The organism is Dactylosporangium sp. CA-052675, assembly GCF_050947935.1.
In the GTDB taxonomy this organism is placed as follows: Bacteria; Actinomycetota; Actinomycetes; order Mycobacteriales; family Micromonosporaceae; genus Dactylosporangium.
In genome coordinates this window covers 10,195,627-10,214,798 of the sequence record NZ_CP192010.1, presented here as the reverse complement: position 1 = coordinate 10,214,798, position 19,172 = coordinate 10,195,627, and the positions used below count along the sequence as shown (strand labels likewise).

Here is a 19,172-nt window from a genome sequence, read left to right as displayed (position 1 = left end):
CGCAAGAATTGAGCCATGACCGAGCAGCACCTCGTGGCCATCGTCGTCATGGACGGCCTGGTGCCGTTCGACCTGGGCACACCGACCCAGATCTTCGGGACCGCGCGGGACGAGAGCGGGCACCGGAAGTACAAAGTCCTCGTGTGCAGTCCCGACGCGCGCCCGGTAGAGGCCTCGGCGGGCTTCAAGGTCATGCCGGACCACGGCCTGGAACTGCTGTGGAGCGCCGACACCGTGGTCGTGGCCGGAATCCACCGCGGCGATCCGGTCGAGCGGGGCACGGTCGATCCACGGGTCAAGGACGCCCTGCAAGCGGCGCACCGGGCCGGCAAGCGCGTCATGTCCATCTGCACCGGAGCGTTCGTGCTCGCCGCGGCCGGGCTGCTGGACGAGCGGCCCGCGACCACGCACTGGTGGTGGGCCGAACGGTTCCGGGAGTTCTTCCCGCAGGTCAAGCTCGACGCCGACGTGCTGTTCGTGGACGACGGCGACGTGCTGACCAGCGCCGGCGTCGGGGCCGGGATCGACCTGTGCCTGCACGTCGTGCGCACCGACTTCGGCAGCGAGGTCGCCAACCGCGCGGCCCGGCGCAGCGTGGTGCCGCCGTGGCGGGACGGCGGGCAGGCGCAGTACATCGAGCGCCCCCTGCCCCGCCCGGCCGACGCCACCCTGGCCGCCACCCGATCGTGGGCGGCCGAACGGCTGGATGCGCCGTTGTCCCTGCACGACCTGGCCGCGCACGCCAACATGAGCGTGCGCACGTTCACCCGCCGGTTCCGCGAGGAGACCGGGGTGAGCCCGGCGCGCTGGCTGCTGCAGCGGCGCGTCGACCACGCCCGCGCCCTGCTGGAGAGCACCGACCTGCCGGTCGAGGTGGTGGCCCGCCGCTCCGGCCTGGGCACCGCCGCGGGGCTGCGTCAGCACCTGCGCAACACGATCGGGGTCGCACCCAGTGCCTACCGCCGCACGTTCCGGGTTGTGCCAGAGGGCAGCGGCGGGTAGGCAGGTATGAGCGATCGCTGTCGATCTCTACTGGGAGGCAACCGTGCGAAGGCTCATCCCCCTGCTGCTCGTCCCGTTCCTGCTCGCCCCGGCCGCGCCCGCGTCCGCGTCCGCGGCGAGAACGAACGGCCCCACGGCGACCGGGTACGGCGGCGCGGTCGCGTCCGTCGACCCCACCGCCACCGCGGCCGGCCTCAGGGTCCTGCGCGACGGCGGCAACGCGGTCGACGCGGCGCTCGCGGTCGCGGCCACGCTGGGCGTGACCGAGCCGTTCTCGTCGGGGATCGGTGGCGGCGGATTCTTCGTGTACTACGACGCCCGCACCGGCCGCGTCTCGACCCTCGACGGCCGGGAGACCGCGCCGCGCTCGATGGGCGAGAACGCCTTCGTCGACCCGGCCACCGGCCAGCCGATGGCGTTCCAGGAGGCGCGCGTCAGCGGGCTCTCCGCGGGTGTACCGGGATCCCTCGCGACCTGGCAGGAGGCGGCCCGGCGCTGGGGCACCCGCCCGCTGTCGTCCGCGCTGCGCCCCGCGGCCCAGGTCGCCCGCGACGGCTTCCTCGTCGACGCGACCTTCAACCAGCAGGTCAAGGACAACGCCGCCGCGTTCGCGCAGTTCGAGCCGACGGCCAAGCTGTTCCTGCCCGGTGGCGCGCCGCCGGCCGTCGGCACCACGCTGCGCAACCCGGACCTGGCCGCGACCTACGACCTCGTCGCCCGGCGCGGCACGGGCGTCTTCTACTCCGGCGAGGTGGGGCGGGACATCGTCTCCACCGTGCAGCACCCGCCGCTGGCCGCGAACCCGGGCCAGCCGTGGCAGTATGCGATCCGCCCCGGCGGCATGACGCTGGACGACCTGCGGGCCTACGACGTGCGCAACCCGGCGCCGACGAAGATCTCCTACCGCGGCTACGACGTCTACGGCATGGCCACCCCGTCGTCCGGCGGCTCCACCGTCGGCGAGGCGCTGAACATCCTCGAGCGCTCCGACCTGTCGAAACTCGACAAGACCCAGGCGCTGCACCGGTACCTCGAGGCAAGCGCCCTGGCCTTCGCCGACCGCAACCGCTACGTCGGCGACTACACGCCCCGGCCGCTGCTCGACGCGCTGCTGACCGACGGCTTCGCGGGTGAGCGCGCGTGCCGGATCGATCCCGCGAAGGCCCTCGCGAAGCCGGTCCCGCCGGGCGACCCCGACGGGCGCTACGACCGGCGCTGCGCCACGAGCACCGGCGGGGCGAGCCCGGACAAGGGCCTGTCGACGACCAACCTCACCGTCGCCGACAGGTGGGGCAACATCGTGGAGTACACGCTGACCATCGAGCAGATCGGCGGCAACGCGATCGTCGTGCCGGGCCGCGGCTTCCTGCTCAACAACGAGCTGACCGACTTCAACTTCACCAACACGCAGGCCCCGGCGAAAGACCCGAACCTGCCCGGCCCCGGCAAGCGGCCGCGCAGCTCCATGGCCCCGACGATCGTCCTGCAGCACGGCAAGCCGTTCCTCGCGCTCGGCTCGCCGGGCGGCTCGACGATCATCACGACCGTCCTGCAGATCCTGGTCAACCGTCTCGACCTCGGCATGACGCTGCCGGAGGCGGTCGCGGCCCCGCGCGCGTCGCAGCGCAACACCGCGGCCGTCACCGCGGAGCCGGCGTTCATCAGCTCGGCCCCGGGCACGGCGCTGGGCGCGCTCGGCCACACGTACACGCCGATGGCCGAGATCGGCGCGGCCACGGCCATCGAGTTCCTGCCCCACGGCAAGCTCCTGGCCTGCGCCGAACCGGTACGGCGCGGATCCGGATCCGCCGGCACCGTGCGTTAGGCGCGGTGCTCCCCGGCCGCCTCCCACCGGAGGCGGCCGGGGCGCATCACAGCTCAGCGGTGGCCCACGACCAGCGCCAGGAAGCCGATGGCGATGCCGCCGAGCACGCACAGCGTGGCCACCGCGGCGATGGTGATCAGCACCCAGATGAGCGCGGCCGACTTCCGCTTCGGCTCGATCAGGATCGGTTCGTCGGCCAGGTCGTCGAGCCGGGCCTGCTCGGCCACCTCGTCGGGGTCGCCCAGCAGGTCGAGGATCGAGCGCACCTCGACCTCGGTCTCCTGGCCCGGGCGGATCTCGGCGCGCTTGGCCGAGATGTGCTGCGAAAGACCGGCGAGCAGCTCGGCGCGCCGGTTCGCGGGAACGCCGTCCAAGGCCTGCTCGACGGCGCGAAGATAGTCGTTGACCAGGTCATCGTAGGTGTTCATGCGCCCCTCGTTGCGAGAATCCGGTCAACTGGTGAGCATCGGGGTCCAGCCTCCCCCGCCCGCGGTGAGCCGCAAAGAGTTTTCTGACCGTGCAAAAATGAAGCATGACCCGGTGGCTCGACGAGGATGAGCAGGCCGCCTGGCGCGCCTTTTACAGCGCGACCACGCTGCTGATCGACCGGCTCGATCGCGAGCTGCAGCACGACGCGGGCATGCCGCACGCCTACTACGAGATCCTCGTCGTGCTCTCCGAGTCCCCGGACCGCTCGCTGCGGATGAGCGAGCTGGCGGTCAAGACGCGCTCGTCGCGCAGCCGCCTCTCGCATGCCGTCACCAAGCTCGAGTCCCGCGGCTGGGTCAAGCGCCGCGACTGCGACGACGACAAGCGCGGCCAGTTCGCCGACCTCACCGACGAGGGCTTCGCCGCGCTGGTGAGCGCCGCGCCCGGGCACGTCGAGACGGTCCGGACCCACCTCTTCGACCCGCTCACCCCGCAGCAGATCGAACAGCTGAAGCAGATCAGCGAGGCGATCAACGGGACGCTCAAAGCCTGATTGTCAAGGCTTGTAAGGATCTCCATCGATCGATACGGTGCCCACCTCGCCAGAGAGGTAGGCCCGCCATGCCGTCCGCCAAGCAACTCTCCTTAGGGATCCTCACGACCCTCGCCGTGCTGGCCGCGCTGCCCGGCGACAACCCGCGCACCCCGGACGTCGCGCAGCACCCGACGAGCTACACCGCCGAGGGCGTGCCGGAGTGGTCGAGCGAGCCGTCGATCGCGAGCCTGCTCGACGGCACCGGGAAGGCCAAGGCCCCGGCGAAGCGCGCCGAGCAGTTCTACTTCGTGCTCGCCGACCGCTTCGCCGACGGCGACCCGCGCAACAACACCGGCGGGCTCGCGGGCGACCGGCTCAGCACCGGCTACGACCCCACCGACAAGGGTTTCTACCACGGCGGCGACCTCCGGGGCGTCATCGACAAGCTCGACTACATCCAGGGCCTCGGCACCACCGCGATCTGGCTCGCGCCGGTGTTCAAGAACCGCCCGGTGCAGGGCAGCGGGGCCGACGTCTCGGCCGGGTACCACGGCTACTGGATCACCGACTTCACCGCGATCGACCCGCATTTCGGCACCAAGGACGACCTGAAGATCCTGACGAAGAAGGCGCACGACCGCGGGATCAAGATCTACCTCGACGTCATCACCAACCACACGGCCGACGTGATCCGCTACGCGCAGAACCAGACCGCGTACCGCGACAAGACCGCCTACCCGTACAAGGACGCCGCCGGCAACAAGTTCGACGATCGCAACTACGCCGACGGCACGCACGGGTTCCCGCCGGTCAACGCGCAGTCGTTCCCGTACACGCCGGTGTTCCCGAGCGCGGCCGACCAGAGCGCGAAGAAGCCGGCGTGGCTCAACGACCCGACGATGTACCACAACCGCGGCGACTCGACGTTCAGCGGGGAGAACGCGGAGTACGGCGACTTCTTCGGCCTCGACGACCTGTGGACCGAGCGGCCCGAGGTCGTCCAGGGCATGACGAAGATCTACTCGGACTGGGTCAGGGACAGCGGCATCGACGGCTACCGCATCGACACCGCCAAGCACGTCGACATGCCGTTCTGGCCGCAGTTCGTCCGGGGCGTCGACGCCGCGGCCGACCGGGCCGGGAAGCCGGACTTCTTCATGTTCGGCGAGGTGTACGACGCGAATCCGGCGTTCGACTCGCAGTACGTGCGCAAGGGCCGGCTGCCGGCGACGCTGGACTTCCCGTTCCAGCAGGCCGCATCCGACTTCGTGGCCAAGGGTGGTTCGGGCCAGCAGCTCGCCGACATGTACGCCCAGGACGACATGTACACGTCGGCCGGCACGAGCGCGCAGTACCTGCCGACCTTCCTGGGCAACCACGACATGGGCCGCATCGGGTACTTCGTCGCGACCGGCGGCACCGACCCGGCCACGCACCTGCGCCGCGACGAGCTCGGGCACGAGCTGATGTTCCTCACCCGCGGCCAGCCGGTCGTCTACTCCGGCGACGAGCAGGGCTTCACCGGCGCCGGCGGGGACAAGGACGCGCGGCAGGACATGTTCGCCACGAAGACCGCGGACTACCTCGACGACGACCTGCTCGGCACCGACACCACCCACGCCGTGTCGCACTACGACACCGGGCACCCGATCTACCGGACCATCGCGAGCCTCGCCGGCCTGCGGGCCCACAACCCGGGCCTGCGCCAGGGCGCGCAGGTGACGCGGTACGCCGACCAGAACGTCTTCGCCTTCTCGCGCATCGACCCGGATCAGCGGGTCGAGTACGTGGTGGCGAGCAACAACGGGGCGGGCACGAAGACGGTCACGATCCCGACGTACATGGCCGGCACCACGTTCGACCAGATCTACCCGGGCACCGGCCCGATCGCCGCGACCGCGGGCAACGGCGCGCTGCAGGTGAGCATTCCGCCGCTGACGACGCTGGTGTTCAAGGCCCGCGGCCGGCTGCCGAAGCCGGCCGCCGGGCCGCGGGTCACGCTCGCCGTGGACCCCGCCCCGGCCGGCGTCGCGCAGGTCAGGGCGAGCGTCACCGGCGACCCGCTGTCGAGCGTCACGTTCGCGGCCCGGGTCGGCGACGGCGCCTGGCAGCTGCTCGGCACCGACCAGGCCGGCCCGTACTCGGCCTACCACGACCTCGACGGGCTCGCGGCGGGCACGAAGCTCGAGTACAAGGCGGTGGTTCGCGACGGCTCCGGCCGTACGGCCGAATCGAAGATCACCACCAAGGTCGGCACGCCGCCGAGTGCCGCCACGCCCGACTACGCCGTCGTGCACTATCAGCGGCCGACCGGCGGCTACGACAACTGGAGCCTGTACGCCTGGGGCGACATCCAGGCCCCGATGACCTGGCCGGCCGGTGCCCCATTTGCGGGAGAGGACTCGTACGGACGCTTCGCATGGGTCAAGCTGAAGCCGGGGGCATCCACCATGGGCTTCCTGGTCGTCGACCACAACGGCGTGAAGGACGTCGAGACCGACCGATCGCTCGACCCCACGAAACATCCGGAGATCTGGCTCAAGCAGGGAGATGCGACCATTTACACCTCCGAGGCGGCGGCCACCGGCAGCGTTTCGATCCACTACGGGCGCGCGGACGGCGACTACACCGGCTGGGGTCTGCACCTGTGGGGCGACGGCCTCACCGCCGGCACCGCGACCGACTGGGCGAGCCCGCGCACCCCCGACGGCGTCGACGCGTTCGGCGCCTACTGGCACGTGCCGGTCGCCGACGCGAGCAAGCCCGTGAACTTCATCGTGCACAAGGGCGACACCAAGGACCCGGGCCCCGACCAGTCCGTGCTGCCCAGCGTCCAGGGCGAGGCCTGGGTGCGCTCCGGGGAGGCGACCGTGCATCCGACCCGCGCCGCGGCCGAGCACACGGCGGTGCTGCACTACCGCCGCCCGGCCGGCGACTACGACGGCTGGGGCCTGCACGTGTGGACGGGCGCGGCGAGCGGCACCGACTGGGGCAGCCCGCTGCCGCCGTCCGGCACCGACGCCTTCGGCGTGACGTTCACCGTGCCGCTGGCGGACAACGCGCCGCTGCTCAACTACATCGTGCACAAGGGCGACACCAAGGACCTGCCCACCGACCAGGCGCTGGACCTCGTCACCGTCGGGCACGAGGTGTGGATCCTGTCGGGGCAGGAGCGGTACCTGCTGCCGATCCCGGCCCAGGGCTCGCCCGACACCGACGTCTCCAAGGCCAAGGCCGTCTGGATCGACCGGAGCACGGTCGCGTGGCGGGCCGGGCCGACCGACGGGCACAGCTACGAGCTGTGGTCCGCGCCGGCCGGCGGGCTCAAGGTCGTCGACGGGCAGGTCGTCGGCAACGGCACCAGGCTGGCGATGAGCGCCGTGCCGGGCAACCTCACCGAGAGCCAGCGGGCGAAGTTCCCGCACCTGTGGGCGTACCAGACCTTCCACCTCGACGGCGACCGCGCCGCGTTCACGACCGCCCTGCGCGGGCAGGTCGTGGCCGTCGAGCGTGACGCGTCCGGGCAGGTCACCGAGGCGACCGGGGTGCAGCTGGCCGGGGCGCTGGACGACCTCTACGGCGCCGCGCTCAGCGCCCGGCTCGGCCCCTCGTTCGACGGCGGGCGGCCGGGCGTGAGCGTCTGGGCGCCGACCGCGCAGACCGTGTCGCTGGAACTGTACGGCGACCTCACCAAGGCGCCGCAGGTCGTGGCCATGCGCCGCGACGAGCGCACCGGCGTGTGGTCCGTGACCGGCGACAAGAGCTGGAAGAACGCCTACTACAAGTTCCGGGTCACGGCCTACCAGCCGGCGATCCACGCGGTCACGACGGCGAGCGTCACCGACCCGTACTCGGTGTCGCTGTCCGCCAACGGCACCCACAGCCAGCTCACCGACCTGACGGACGCGGCCCTGCGCCCGTCCGGCTGGAACGACCTGCGCAAGCCGCCGGCCCCGGCGCGCCCGCAGATCACCGAGCTGTCGGTGCGTGACTTCTCCATCGCCGACACCACGGTGCCGGCCGCGCAGCGCGGGACCTACCTCGCCTTCGCCCAGCCGCAGTCGGCCGGCATGCGGCACCTGCGGGAGCTGGCCCGGGCCGGCACCTCGTACGTGCACCTGCTGCCGGTCTTCGACATCTCCACGATCCCCGAGGTGCGCGCCGAGCAGGCCCAGCCGCCGTGCGACCTCGCCGCGCTGCCGCCGGACTCCGCGCAGCAGCAGGCGTGCATCGCGCAGGTGGCCGACCGGGACGGCTACAACTGGGGCTACGACCCGTTCCACTACAACGCGCCCGAGGGCTCCTACGCGACCGACCCGCAGGGCACCCCGCGGATCACGCAGTTCCGCCAGATGGTCGCGGGGCTGAACAACGCGGGCCTGCGAGTGGTCATGGACGTCGTGTACAACCACACCACCGCGGCCGGCACCGACCAGTACTCGGTGCTCGACCAGATCGTGCCGGGGTACTACCAGCGGCTGCTCGACGACGGCACCGTCGCCGACTCGACCTGCTGCGCCAACACCGCGCCCGAGAACGCGATGATGGGCAAGCTCGTGGTCGACTCGATCGTGCAGTGGGCCAAGCAGTACAAGGTCGACGGCTTCCGCTTCGACCTGATGGGCCACCACCCGAAGGCGAACATCCTCGCCGTGCGCGCCGCGCTCGACCAGCTGACGGTGGCCAGGGACGGGGTCGACGGCAAGAAGATCCTGCTGTACGGCGAGGGCTGGAACTTCGGCGAGGTCGCCGGCGACGCGAGGTTCGTGCAGGCCACCCAGGCCAACATGGCGGGCACGGGCGTGGGGACCTTCAACGACCGGCTCCGCGACGCGGTGCGCGGCGGCGGCCCGTTCGACGGCAACCCGCGGGTGCAGGGCTTCGCCACCGGCCTCTACACGGACCCCAACGGCGACCCGGTCAACGGCACCGCCGAGGAGCAGAAGGCGCGGCTGCTGCACTACCAGGACCTGATCCAGGTGGGCCTGACCGGGAACCTGGCGGCCTACGAGTTCACCGACTCGACCGGGCACCGGGTCACCGGCGCGCAGGTCGACTACAACGGCTCGCCGGCCGGGTACACGCGTTCGCCGAGCGAGGCGGTGACGTACGTCGACGCGCACGACAACGAGATCCTCTACGACGCGATGGCCTTCAAGCTGCCCGTCGCCACGACCGCCGAGCAGCGCGCCCGGCTGCAGGTGCTCGCGCTGGCCACGACGATCCTCGGGCAGGGCACCGGCTTCGTCGCGACCGGCTCGGACCGGCTGCGCTCGAAGTCCCTGGACCGCAACTCGTTCAACTCCGGCGACTGGTTCAACCAGATCCGCTGGGACTGCGCCGACGGCAACGGCTTCGGGGCCGGGCTCCCGCCGGCCGCGGACAACCAGGACAAGTGGCCGTACGCGCAGCCCCTGCTGGCGAACCCGGCGCTGGTGCCGGACTGCGCCGCGGTCGACCTCGCCTCCGCGCGCTTCCAGGAGCTGCAGCGCATCCGGGCCGGCTCGCCGGTGTTCTCCCTCGGCACCGCGGCGCAGGTCCAGCAGCGGGTGAGCTTCCCGCTCTCGGGCGCGCAGGCCACCCCGGGCGTGATCACCATGGTGCTCGACGCCCGTGGGCTGGACGGGCACTGGAAGTCCATCGTGGTCGTCTTCAACGCCGGCGCCGCGGCCACGACCCAGACCGTGCCGGGCTACCGCAACGCGCACGTCTCGCCGCACCCGGTGCAGGCCGCCTCGGCCGATCCGGTGGCCCGGCAGTCCACATTCGACGGTGTGCACGGATCGTTCACCGTCCCGGCACGCACGGTGGCGGTGTTCGTGGAGGAATGAGATCCGTGCGGGAGGGTATCCATCTGCGCATGAGTCGATACCGCAACCGCGTCCTGAAGGCGACGGCCGCAATGTGGCTGCTCGTCCTGCTCGCCGACGCCGGCTGGGTGGCGACCTCGCGCGCCGCCCTGACCGCGGCGACGGTCCTGGCCGTCTGCGTGGTCCTGTCCGCCGCGCTGTTCTACAAGTTCGTGCAGAACCTGCGGGACGACGAACCGGTCCCGGTGCGCGTCCCCGGTAACGACCGGCGCGGCTGATCCCGTAAAGCTTCGCTTAATCCTCGCAAAAGGCTCAACCCCGTCCCCCCGATGCCGTTGGGACGGTCGTGAAGTCGCTCGTGGCCGCGGTGCTGATCGGCGGCGCGGCCCTCGGGCCGACCCCGCCGCCCGGTCCGCCGCTGCCCGGTCCGCCGCCGATCCTGGAGCCCGTCGGCCCCTCGGCGACCCTGCCGGGTCTCACCGCGCTGCCCACCGAGCCGGGCACGCTGCCGCCGGTCGCGACCCCTCAGGCGCCCTCCGGCCGACCGTCGGCGTCCCCGGCGGCGGCCTCCGCCGGCGCGCCCGCCGCGACCGTCGCGCCGAGCGCCGGCGCGGTCTCGCCGAGCCCCGCGTCCGTGGAAGCGTCATCGACCGGCTCCGGTCGGTGGATCGTCGTCGGGATCGTCCTGGCGCTCGCCGCGGCCGTCACCTGGCTCTTTGTGCGACGTCGTCGTCACGCACAGTCATAACGACTCGGCCGTTCGGCTAAGGACTCTTTAGGGATCCGACCTCTTCCAGTAGCGTGCCTGATCGTGTTCCGTAGTGGATCCCGCTTTGACGCCGTGGCGTTGGAGCGCTCTCTTCGCGACGCTCCGTTAAGGAGTCGCTACTTTTAGGAGGCCAGGCGGTGGCAGGCAGCGGCTCCTCGCGCGCCCCGGTGCCGCGTCACGGCGTCACCTCCGGCGGACCGACCCGCCGCGCGGCGGGCACGGACACCTCGGTGGCCGGGCACCGGCGGGGCGGCGGTCCCCGCGCGGGCCTGCTGCAGTCCGTCCGCGCCCAGCTCCTCGCGCCGATCGTGGTCGCGATGGTCGGCCTCATCGCTCTGGGTGGCATCCAGGTCACCAACGCGGTGAACTCGGCCCGCGACGCCGGCAACGCCCGGACGCTGAGCATCACGGCCACCAGCGCCGTGCTCTTCGTCCACGAGATCGAGCGTGAGCTCGCCGAGACCGGCGCCCTCCGCCAGCGCGGCGGGCAGGCCGGCGCCACCCTGGTCACCGCCCAGCGGGCGCGCACCGACCAGGCCGCCTCGCGCTTCTTCGCCGACGCCGCCAAGGCCGTCGACGCCGTGCCCGCCCTGTTCGACCGGGTGCGGGTGGCCGGCGAGAACTACGGCCAGCTGGGCTTCACCCGGGCCGCGATCGACAACGGTACCGCCACGATGGTGCTGGTCACCGACGTCGTCTACGGCGGTCTGGCCGACGCGCTGCTGGCCGTCGCCGACGCCGTCCCCGGCCAGATCGAGGACATCGAGCTCTCCAACGCGGCCCGAGCCCTGGCCGCCAGCGCCTTCGTCGAGCACTACGCCGCCGTGAAGCGCGACCTCCTGCGCACCATCTTCAGCCGCGCCAATCTCCAGCCCGGCGACCTGGGCAACCTGGCGCTGGTCGAGGGCGCGCGCGGGCAGCGCGAGGCCGAGTTCCGCCGGGTCGCCACCGGCGACCAGCTCGCCCTCTACACCAGCGAGGTCCGCGGCACCGACGTGGACAACGCCGACGGCATGAGCGCCAAGGTGCGCGACGCCGAGCGGGACCCGGCCGGGCTCAAGGTCGACGCCGACGCCTGGTTCGTCGCGCAGAGCGGCGTGATCCGGCGCGTCAGCATCGTCTCCGTCGAGATCGCCGACCGGCTCGACGCGCGCGCCGAACAGATCGCGCTCAGCGCCTCCCGCCGGGCCTGGGCGACCGGTCTGCTGACCGCCCTGCTGGCCCTCGGCGCCCTGGCCATCGCCATCGTGCTGGCCGTCCGCACCGCCCGCCGGCTCAACCAGCTGCGCGGCGCGGCCCTGCAGGTGGCCCGCCGCGACCTGCCCGACGCGATCAACTCGGTCTCGGCCGGCACCGCGGCCCCGGCCCCGTCGCTCATGGAGAACGGGCAGACCGCGGCCGAGGTCACGCGCGGCATCGCCGCCCTCAACGACGAGGTCGGCCAGGTGGCCGAGGCGTTCGGCACCGTGCACCGCACCGCCCTGCGCCTCGCCGGTGAGCAGGCCGAGCTGCGGGTCGACGTCGCCCGCATGGCCGAGGTGCTGGCCCGGCGCATCCGGACCCTCATCACCCGCCAGCTGCGGCTGCTCGACGAGTTCGAGCGCGACGAGACCGACCCGGACATGCTGGCCCGGCTCTTCGCCCTCGACCACCTCGCCGCCCGCCTGCGCCGCAACGGGGAGAACCTGCTGGTCCTCTCCGGCGGCGAGCCCGGCCGCCCGCAGACCGCGGCCGTCGGGCTCGGCGCGGTCATCACCGCCGCCGCGTCCGAGATCGAGGACTTCGCGCGGGTCGAGTTCCAGCCGGCCGACCTGGCCATCGCCGGCCCGGTCGTCGGTGACCTCGTGCACCTGCTGGCCGAGCTGCTCGAGAACGCGACCGCCTTCTCGCCGCCGACCGAGCCGGTCACCGTCGACGCCCGGGCGACCAGCAACGGCGCCATGCTCCGCGTGCACGACCAGGGCATCGGCATCCTCCCGGCCCGCCTCGCCGAGATCAACTCCCGGCTGGCCGTGCCGAGCGTCCTGAGCAGTGCCGCCGCCGGCACCATGGGCCTGCACGTGGTCTCCCACCTCGCGGCCCGCCACGGCATCCGCGTCCAGCTCTACGCCACCGGCAACGGCTCCGGCACGGTCGCCTACGTCGAGCTGCCGCACCGGCTGCTCGAGCAGGTCGCGGCCCTGCCGGTCGGCCGGGGCGCGCCGACCGAGACGATCCCGGCGGTCCAGCCGCCCGTGGCCCGGCCGGTGCAGGTGCCCTCGACCGTCGGCGCCCCGCTCGGCCGCCCCGAGCCGGCGCTCGCCGCCGACGCGCCGCACGTCCAGCAGCCGCGCCGGCCCGAGCCGTCGGTCGCCCGGGCCGCCGAGGCCTCGCACATCCCGCAGCAGCGCTAGCCCGAGCCGTCCGCCCCGCCGGCCCCCGCCGGCGCGGGTGCGGGCGGACCGGCGCCATGGTTCCGCCCCTATCTGAGCAGTGGCAACTCCGGCGCCGGCGGGTCCGCGACCCCGCCGCCGGCGCCGCCGCGGGTCCAGCCGGGCGGATACACCCCGCCGCGCGGCGTGGCCCAGGTGGCCGTCAACCCGTCCCCGGCCACCCCGCCGGTCCGGCCGCCGCAGTACACCGCACAAACCACCTGGGGATCCCCCGGCACGTGGCCGCCACGTCCGGGGAGCCCGTCCAGTGCCGGAGGTGGCTCGATGCCGGAGCAGGATCAGGACAATCTTCCCCGCCGCCGTCCCGGCGCCCAGCTGGTGCCGGGATCCGTCGAACCACCTGCCGAGAGCCGCAGCGCCGCGGCGGTCGACCCGGAGCAGATCCGCTCCCGGTTGTCCGCGTTCGCCGAGGGCGTCTCGGCGGCCGCACGACGCACCAACAGCACAACCCCGGGAACAAAGGACTCGTCATGATGCCTCAGCAACCCCACGGCGCCGGACAGCTCGACTGGCTGATGGTGAGCTTCGCGCGCCAGGTTCCGGACGTGGCTCACGCCATCACCGTGTCCGGTGACGGGCTGCGCCTGGCCGCCTCGGCCGACCTCCCGATCGATCAGGCCGATCACCTCGCGGCCGTGATCAGCGGGCTGGCCAGCCTGGTGTTCGGGGCGGCCCGGGTCATGCAGGCCGGCAACGTGCGCCAGACCATCGTCGACATGGACGGCGGCGTCATGATCGTGATGGCCGTCGGCGACCGGGCGCTGCTCGGCGTCCTCGCGGCGCCCGGCTGCGACCTCGGCCAGGTCGGCTACGAGACCGCGATGCTGGTCCACCGCGTCGCCGACGCGCTCGACCCCCTGCCCCGTGACGCCCTGTCCCGCTGAGCCGGTGAGAAGGTCCGCTTGAACAGACGGCATCTGGCATTCGTGCTGGCGGCGGCGATCCTCGCCGTCGCCGGCTGCTCGAGCACGTCCGACCGCCCCGGCGCCGGGCTGTGGCACGGCGGGCGCCTGTTCATCGCCACCGGCAACACGACCGGTGTGTTCTACTCGCTCGGCGGCGGCTACGCCGACCTGATCACCAAGCACGTGAAGGGCTACGAGGCCCGTGCGGAGGCGACCGGCGCGTCGGGCGAGAACATCCAGCGGGTCGCGAGCGGCGACATGGACATCGCGCTGACGCTGGCCGACACCGCCGCCGACGCCTACGCGGGCAAGGGCGCCTTCGAGGGCAAGCCGCAGAAGGTCGTGGCCCTGGCCCGGATCTACAAGAGCTACGAGCACCTGGTGGTGCGCCGGGCCGCGGGCATCACGAGGTTCTCGGACCTGCGCGGCAAGCGGGTCTCGACCGGCTCGCAGGGCTCGGGCGCGGACGTGCTGGCCGGGCGCATCCTCGCCGCCGGCGGGCTCAACCCCGACGCCGACGTGGTGCGCCAGCGCCTGTCACTGCCGGAGACCACGAAGGGCATGCTGGCGGGCACCACCGACGCGCTGTTCTTCACCGGCGGCCTGCCCACGCCCGGCATCGCCGACCTGCTCAACACCCAGCCCAACTCGTTCGCGATCATCCCGCTCGGCGAGCTGCTGCAGCCGCTGACGCAGAAGTACGGGGCGGTCTACGGCGGCGCGAAGATCCCCAAGGCGGCGTACAACACCGTCGCCGACATCGACACGATCGCCGTGGGCAACTTCATCGTCGTCTCGCCCGACATGCCCGAGCAGCTCGCGCACGACCTGGCCAAGGTGCTGTTCGAGTATCAGCAGGAGCTGAGCCGGGTGCATCCGGAGGGCGGCAACTTCGACAAGGGCGCCGCCCCGCAGACCGAGCCCATTCCCCTGCATCCCGGAGCCGCGCGCTACTACAGCTCCGGCTAGCTGAGCAGGACGTTATGGATCTCTCATTCGGCACAAGGGACGAGGGCGATCCGGGCCAGGTGATGTCAGGATTGGCGCCGTGACCGCCCTCCAGCAAAACCTCGTTCACCTGGACGACATCCGCGACGCGGCCGCGCGGGTGTCCGGGCTCGTGGTGCGCACCCCGCTCCTGCCCAGCCCCTGGGCCGAGGAGCTGTGGCTCAAACCCGAGAGCCTGCAGCCCATCGGCGCGTTCAAACTCCGCGGCGCTACCAACGCGCTGCACCGTCTGGACCTCGAGCGCCGGCGCACCGGCGTGGTCACGCACTCCTCCGGCAACCACGGGCAGGCCCTCGCCTACGCGGGCCGCGCGCTCGGGGTGCCGGTCACGGTCGTCATGCCCGACGTCTCGACCCCGCTGAAGATCGAGGCGACCCGCGGCTACGGCGCCGAGGTCATCCTGGTCCCGCAGGCGCAGCGCGAGATCGAGGCCAAGCGGCTCGTCGAGGAGCGGGGGCTGACGCTGATCCCGCCGTACGACCACCCCGACATCATCGCCGGCCAGGGCACCATCGGGCTGGAGATCTTCGAGGACCTCTCCAACGTCGACGTGGTCGTCGTGCCGGTCGGCGGCGGGGGACTCTCCTCCGGGGTCGCGACCGCGATCAAGTCGCTCGCCCCGCACGTGGCGGTCATCGGCGTGGAGCCCGCCGTCGCGGCCGACGCCGCCGAGAGCCTGGCCGCGGGCATGGTCCGGGTCTGGCCGGTCGAGCGGATGCTCGCCACCGTCGCCGACGGGCTGCGCACGCCGCTGTCCGAGCTGACGCTGGCCCACCTGTCGACCTACCTCGACGCGATCGTGACCGTCAGCGAGGAGGAGATCCTCGACACCGTCCGCACGCTCGCGCGCAAGGCCCGCCTCATCGTCGAGCCCAGCGGCGCGGTGGCCACGGCCGCGGTGCTGCACCGCCGCGACGAGCTGCCGGCCGGCCGGACGGTCGCGGTGATCAGCGGCGGCAACATCGCGCCCGAGCTCGCCGCGAGGCTGTTCGCTTAAGGTTGTCCACAGGCTGTGGGTAATGCCTGTGGGGATCCGCACAGTCACGCCGCGCGCGGGCGCTCGTTCCGGCGGAGTTTTCCACAGGCTGGCGGCGGGTTGTCCACAGGTTGTTGTCCACAGCCTGTGGACAACCCGTCCGAGCGTCAGGCCAGGCCGACCCGATCGAGGAGCCAGGCCACGACGAAGGCCTCCTCGCGCCACGCGTCATAGCGCCCGCTCGGCCCGCCGTGCCCCGCGCCCATCTCGGTCTTGAGCAGCACATGGGTCGACGGGGACGTCGCCCGCAGCCGGGCCACCCACTTGGCCGGCTCGTGGAAGAGCACCCGGGTGTCGTTGAGGCTGGTGACCGCCAGGATCGCCGGGTACGGCACCGCCGCGAGATTCTCGTAGGGGGTGTACGACTTCATGTACGCGTACACCTCCGGATCCTGCAGCGGATTGCCCCACTCCTCCCACTCCGTGACGGTGAGCGGCAGCGACGGGTCCAGGATCGTGTTGAGCGCGTCGACGAACGGCACCTGCGCCACGATCCCGCCGAAGGCCCCGGGCGCCAGGTTGGCCACCGCGCCCATGAGCAGCCCGCCGGCCGAGCCGCCGCGGGCGATGAGCCGCTCCGGCGCCGTCCAGCCGGCCTTGACCAGGTGCTCGGCGCAGGCGATGAAGTCCGTGAACGTGTTCATCTTGGCCAGCATCTTGCCCTCGTCGTACCAGCGCCGGCCCATCTCCCCGCCGCCGCGGATGTGCGCGATGGCGAAGACCACCCCGCGGTCGAGCAGCGACAGGCGGGGGATCGAGAACCACGGGTCCATGGAGGACTCGTAGGAGCCGTAGCCGTACAGCACCGCCGGCGTGGAGCCGTCCCGCGGCGTGCCCTTGCGGGCCACGATGGAGATCGGCACCCGCGTGCCGTCGCCGGCGATCGCCCACTCGCGGTGCTGCTCGTAGCGGGACGCGTCGAAGTCGCCGAGCACCGGCTTCTGCTTGCGCAGGGTCAGCTCGCCGCTGTCGAGGTTGCAGTCGAACACGGAGTCCGGGGTCACCATCGACACGTAGTGCAGGCGGAACGAGGTGGTGTCGTACTCCAGGTTCGCCTCCGGGCCGACCGAGTACAGCGGCTCGGGGAAGGCGATGTCGTACTGCGCGGCCCCCTGCAGCGGCACCACCCGGAGGCCGGTCAGCCCGTCGCGGCGCAGCGAGACCACCAGGTGCCCGGAGAACGCGTCGACCTGCAGCAGCCGGGTGCCGGGCTCGTGCTCGATGAGCGTGGTCCAGTCGCCCGGGTTGTCCACCGAGGTGTAGGCGAGCGCGAAGTCCTCGGCGCCGTCGTTGTGCAGGATCAGGAAGCGGTGCCCGTGGTGCTCGACCGAGTACTCCACGCCCTGCCGCCGGGGCGCGATCGAGCGCGGCGGGGTCAGCGGCGCGTCGGCCGGGATCACCAGCACCTCGCTGGTGACCTTGCTGTTGACGTCGATGAGCAGGAACCGCTCCGAGCGCGTGAGCTCGATGCCGACCCAGAAGCGCTCGTCGGGCTCCTCGAAGACGATCGCGTCCTCGCCGGTCGTCCCCATCGCGTGACGCCACACGCGGTTGGGGCGCCAGGCCTCGTCGACCGTCACGTAGAACAGCGTCGAGCCGTCGGCGGACCACGCCGAGCCGTAGAACGCGTTCTCGATGACGTCGGGCCGGTCCTCGCCGGTGCGCAGGTCCTTGACCCGCAGCGTGAAGCGCTCGTCGCCGGAGAAGTCGGTGCTGTACGCCAGCAGCTGCCCGTCCACGCTCAGGTCGAACGTGCCGAGGGCGAAGTACTCGGAGTCGCCCGCGAGCGCGTTGCCGTCGAGGAGCACCTCCTCGCCGGGCAGCGGGGTGCCGTCGCCGATCTCGGGCGGCGCGTCGCGACCCTCCGCCGCGGGCACCCGGCAGTGGATGCCGTACTGCTTGCCCTCCTCGGTGCGGGTGTAGTACCAGTATCCGCCCTTGCGGGTCGGCACCGAGAGGTCGGTCTCCTTGGTGCGCGACTTGATCTCGTTGAACAGCGTCTCGCGCAGCGGCTCGAGATGGGCCGTCGCCGCGGTGGTGAACGCGTTCTCGGCCTCCAGGTAGGCGACCGTGTCGGGGTCGTCGCGGTTCTGGAGCCAGAAATACTCGTCGACCACGGTGTCGCCGTGGTGGACCCGCTCGTGCGGGATCCGCTTCGCGGTGGGCGGCTGCTCGGTCGTCGTCACACGGCCAAACGTTACCCCTGGCCCCGGCAAAACCCGCGCGCGGATATGCAACCGAGCGCGTCGTTGGGCGGTCTGTCCATCAGGAGAGAGCGACGCCGGTACCGTCAAGGTCTCGTAGTTCGGGCGAGACCACGGAGGGATGACGGTGCGGCGTCGTGGGGTGTTGCACATCGGGGTGACCGGACTGGCAGCAATGCTGGTCCAGGCGTGCTCCGAGGGTTCGTCGTCGACACCGGGCACGGGGAGCGGGTCCCCGGCGGGCGGTTCCGCCTCGCCGAGCTCCGCGTCCCAGGCGGCGTCGACGTTCGATCCCTCGGGGTACGTCCCACCCGCGGTGGCGATCGCGGAGCTCAGGAAGCTCTACAACTATGACAAGGGCTCCACGCTCAACGCGCAGCTCACCGACCGGCGCACCGGCGACGGGGTCATTCTCGAGGACATCACGTACTCCGACACGCGCGGCAACGACGAGATCCCCGCGTACGTCGTGAGCGCCGACATCCCCGGCGACACCCTGCGGATGCCGGCCATCGTCTTCGGCACCGGCCCCGACGGGGACCGGGACAAGCTCCTCGCCGAGGCCACCGCCATCGCCAAGATGAAGGCGCTGGTCATGATCACCAGCCTGCCGATGAAGCCGACCGGCGACCCGGCCGCCGACGCGAAGATGGTCGCCGCCGCCGTGGTCGCCCAGCGCCGCGCCTTCGACCTGCTCATCCGGCGCAGCGACTGCGACGGCTCGCGGGTCGGCTACGCCGGGCACCACTCCGGCGCCGCCCTCGGCGCGGTGCTGCTCGGCCTCGAGTCCCGCATCAACGGCGCGGTGCTCGCCGGCGGGACCAGCCGCTTCTCCCGCTGGCTGGTGAAGCAGAAGGTGCCGGCCGACTGGCACGGCTACCTCGACTCCCTGGCCCGCTTCGACGCCGGCCCCTACGTCGCCGTCGGCGGCAAGCGCTCCGTCCTGCTGCAGTTCGGCACCCAGGACACCGTCGTGCCCGAGGCCGAGCGGGCCGAGCTGGCCGCCGCGGTCGCCGGCGCCAAGCAGCGCAAGGACTACGACACCGGTCATGACCTGGCCGGGTTCGCCGCGGCCGTCACCGACCGGGCGGCCTTCCTCAAGCAGGTCTTGCGGCTGTCCTAGCGACCCAATACGCTTTCGAACGTATGTTCGGTGTCGGTTGATGCACCATGTGCATTCCATCGATGTCCGGATGTAGTCGAGCGTGTCATTGGGA

The 19,172-nt window shown here is 72.1% G+C and carries 14 protein-coding genes; 12 read left to right on the top strand and 2 right to left on the bottom strand.

Features of this window, described 5'->3' with window-relative positions; all coding sequences use genetic code 11:
* Positions 1–15: 15 nt before the first annotated feature.
* Together ACQP1P_RS46000 and ggt are read left to right on the top strand one after the other, a co-directional pair.
* The gene (locus ACQP1P_RS46000) at positions 16–1,002 is read left to right on the top strand and encodes a GlxA family transcriptional regulator (protein WP_433081413.1); all 987 of its coding nucleotides are present in this window, start codon (positions 16–18) and stop codon (positions 1,000–1,002) included.
* Between the two features lie 43 nt (positions 1,003–1,045).
* Complete coding sequence (gene ggt / locus ACQP1P_RS45995; RefSeq protein WP_433081411.1) at positions 1,046–2,827, top strand: gamma-glutamyltransferase; 1,782 nt, start codon at positions 1,046–1,048, stop codon at positions 2,825–2,827.
* Between the two features lie 53 nt (positions 2,828–2,880).
* Here the strand turns inward: ggt and ACQP1P_RS45990 are convergent, their stop codons facing one another.
* Positions 2,881–3,255, bottom strand: a complete 375-nt coding sequence (locus ACQP1P_RS45990) for an HAAS signaling domain-containing protein (RefSeq protein WP_433081409.1) — start codon at positions 3,253–3,255, stop codon at positions 2,881–2,883.
* Positions 3,256–3,359: 104 nt separating this feature from the next.
* On the opposite strand from ACQP1P_RS45990, the gene ACQP1P_RS45985 reads away from it, so the two are divergent.
* The 9 genes from ACQP1P_RS45985 (at position 3,360) to ACQP1P_RS45945 (ending at position 15,712) form a co-directional block, all read left to right on the top strand.
* Positions 3,360–3,809 carry a MarR family winged helix-turn-helix transcriptional regulator gene (locus tag ACQP1P_RS45985; RefSeq protein WP_433081407.1) on the top strand — a complete coding sequence of 150 codons (450 nt, stop codon included), beginning with the start codon at positions 3,360–3,362 and terminating at the stop codon, positions 3,807–3,809.
* 68 nt (positions 3,810–3,877) lie between these two features.
* On the top strand, positions 3,878–9,622 hold the full coding sequence (pulA, locus tag ACQP1P_RS45980) for a pullulanase-type alpha-1,6-glucosidase (protein WP_433081405.1): 5,745 nt from the start codon (positions 3,878–3,880) through the stop codon (positions 9,620–9,622).
* Positions 9,623–9,651: 29 nt separating this feature from the next.
* Positions 9,652–9,879: a hypothetical protein gene (locus ACQP1P_RS45975; protein ID WP_433081403.1), complete on the top strand. Its 228-nt coding sequence runs from the start codon at positions 9,652–9,654 to the stop codon at positions 9,877–9,879.
* 68 nt (positions 9,880–9,947) lie between these two features.
* A complete protein-coding gene (locus tag ACQP1P_RS45970; protein ID WP_433081401.1) occupies positions 9,948–10,349 on the top strand; it encodes a hypothetical protein in 402 nt (133 codons plus the stop codon).
* Positions 10,350–10,507: 158 nt separating this feature from the next.
* Entirely contained in the window at positions 10,508–12,763 is a 2,256-nt protein-coding gene (locus ACQP1P_RS45965) for a sensor histidine kinase (protein ID WP_433081399.1), read from the top strand.
* 303 nt (positions 12,764–13,066) lie between these two features.
* Positions 13,067–13,276 (top strand): hypothetical protein, encoded by a 210-nt coding sequence (locus ACQP1P_RS45960; RefSeq protein ID WP_433081397.1) that lies wholly within the window; start codon positions 13,067–13,069, stop codon positions 13,274–13,276.
* On the top strand, positions 13,273–13,686 hold the full coding sequence (locus ACQP1P_RS45955) for a roadblock/LC7 domain-containing protein (RefSeq protein ID WP_433081395.1): 414 nt from the start codon (positions 13,273–13,275) through the stop codon (positions 13,684–13,686). The genes ACQP1P_RS45960 and ACQP1P_RS45955 overlap by 4 nt, the downstream gene beginning before the upstream one ends.
* An 18-nt stretch (positions 13,687–13,704) precedes the next feature.
* Positions 13,705–14,676, top strand: coding sequence for a TAXI family TRAP transporter solute-binding subunit (locus ACQP1P_RS45950; RefSeq protein ID WP_433081393.1), 972 nt, complete (start codon positions 13,705–13,707; stop codon positions 14,674–14,676).
* Positions 14,677–14,755: 79 nt separating this feature from the next.
* On the top strand, positions 14,756–15,712 hold the full coding sequence (locus ACQP1P_RS45945) for a threonine ammonia-lyase (protein WP_433081391.1): 957 nt from the start codon (positions 14,756–14,758) through the stop codon (positions 15,710–15,712).
* 146 nt (positions 15,713–15,858) lie between these two features.
* On the opposite strand, the gene ACQP1P_RS45940 is transcribed toward ACQP1P_RS45945, so the two are convergent.
* Positions 15,859–17,937 (bottom strand): S9 family peptidase, encoded by a 2,079-nt coding sequence (locus ACQP1P_RS45940; protein WP_433081389.1) that lies wholly within the window; start codon positions 17,935–17,937, stop codon positions 15,859–15,861.
* A gap of 334 nt (positions 17,938–18,271) precedes the next feature.
* Here ACQP1P_RS45940 and ACQP1P_RS45935 point away from each other — a divergent pair, with 334 nt between their 5' ends.
* Positions 18,272–19,078 carry an alpha/beta hydrolase family protein gene (locus ACQP1P_RS45935; RefSeq protein ID WP_433081387.1) on the top strand — a complete coding sequence of 269 codons (807 nt, stop codon included), beginning with the start codon at positions 18,272–18,274 and terminating at the stop codon, positions 19,076–19,078.
* The last annotated feature ends 94 nt before the right edge of the window (positions 19,079–19,172 follow it).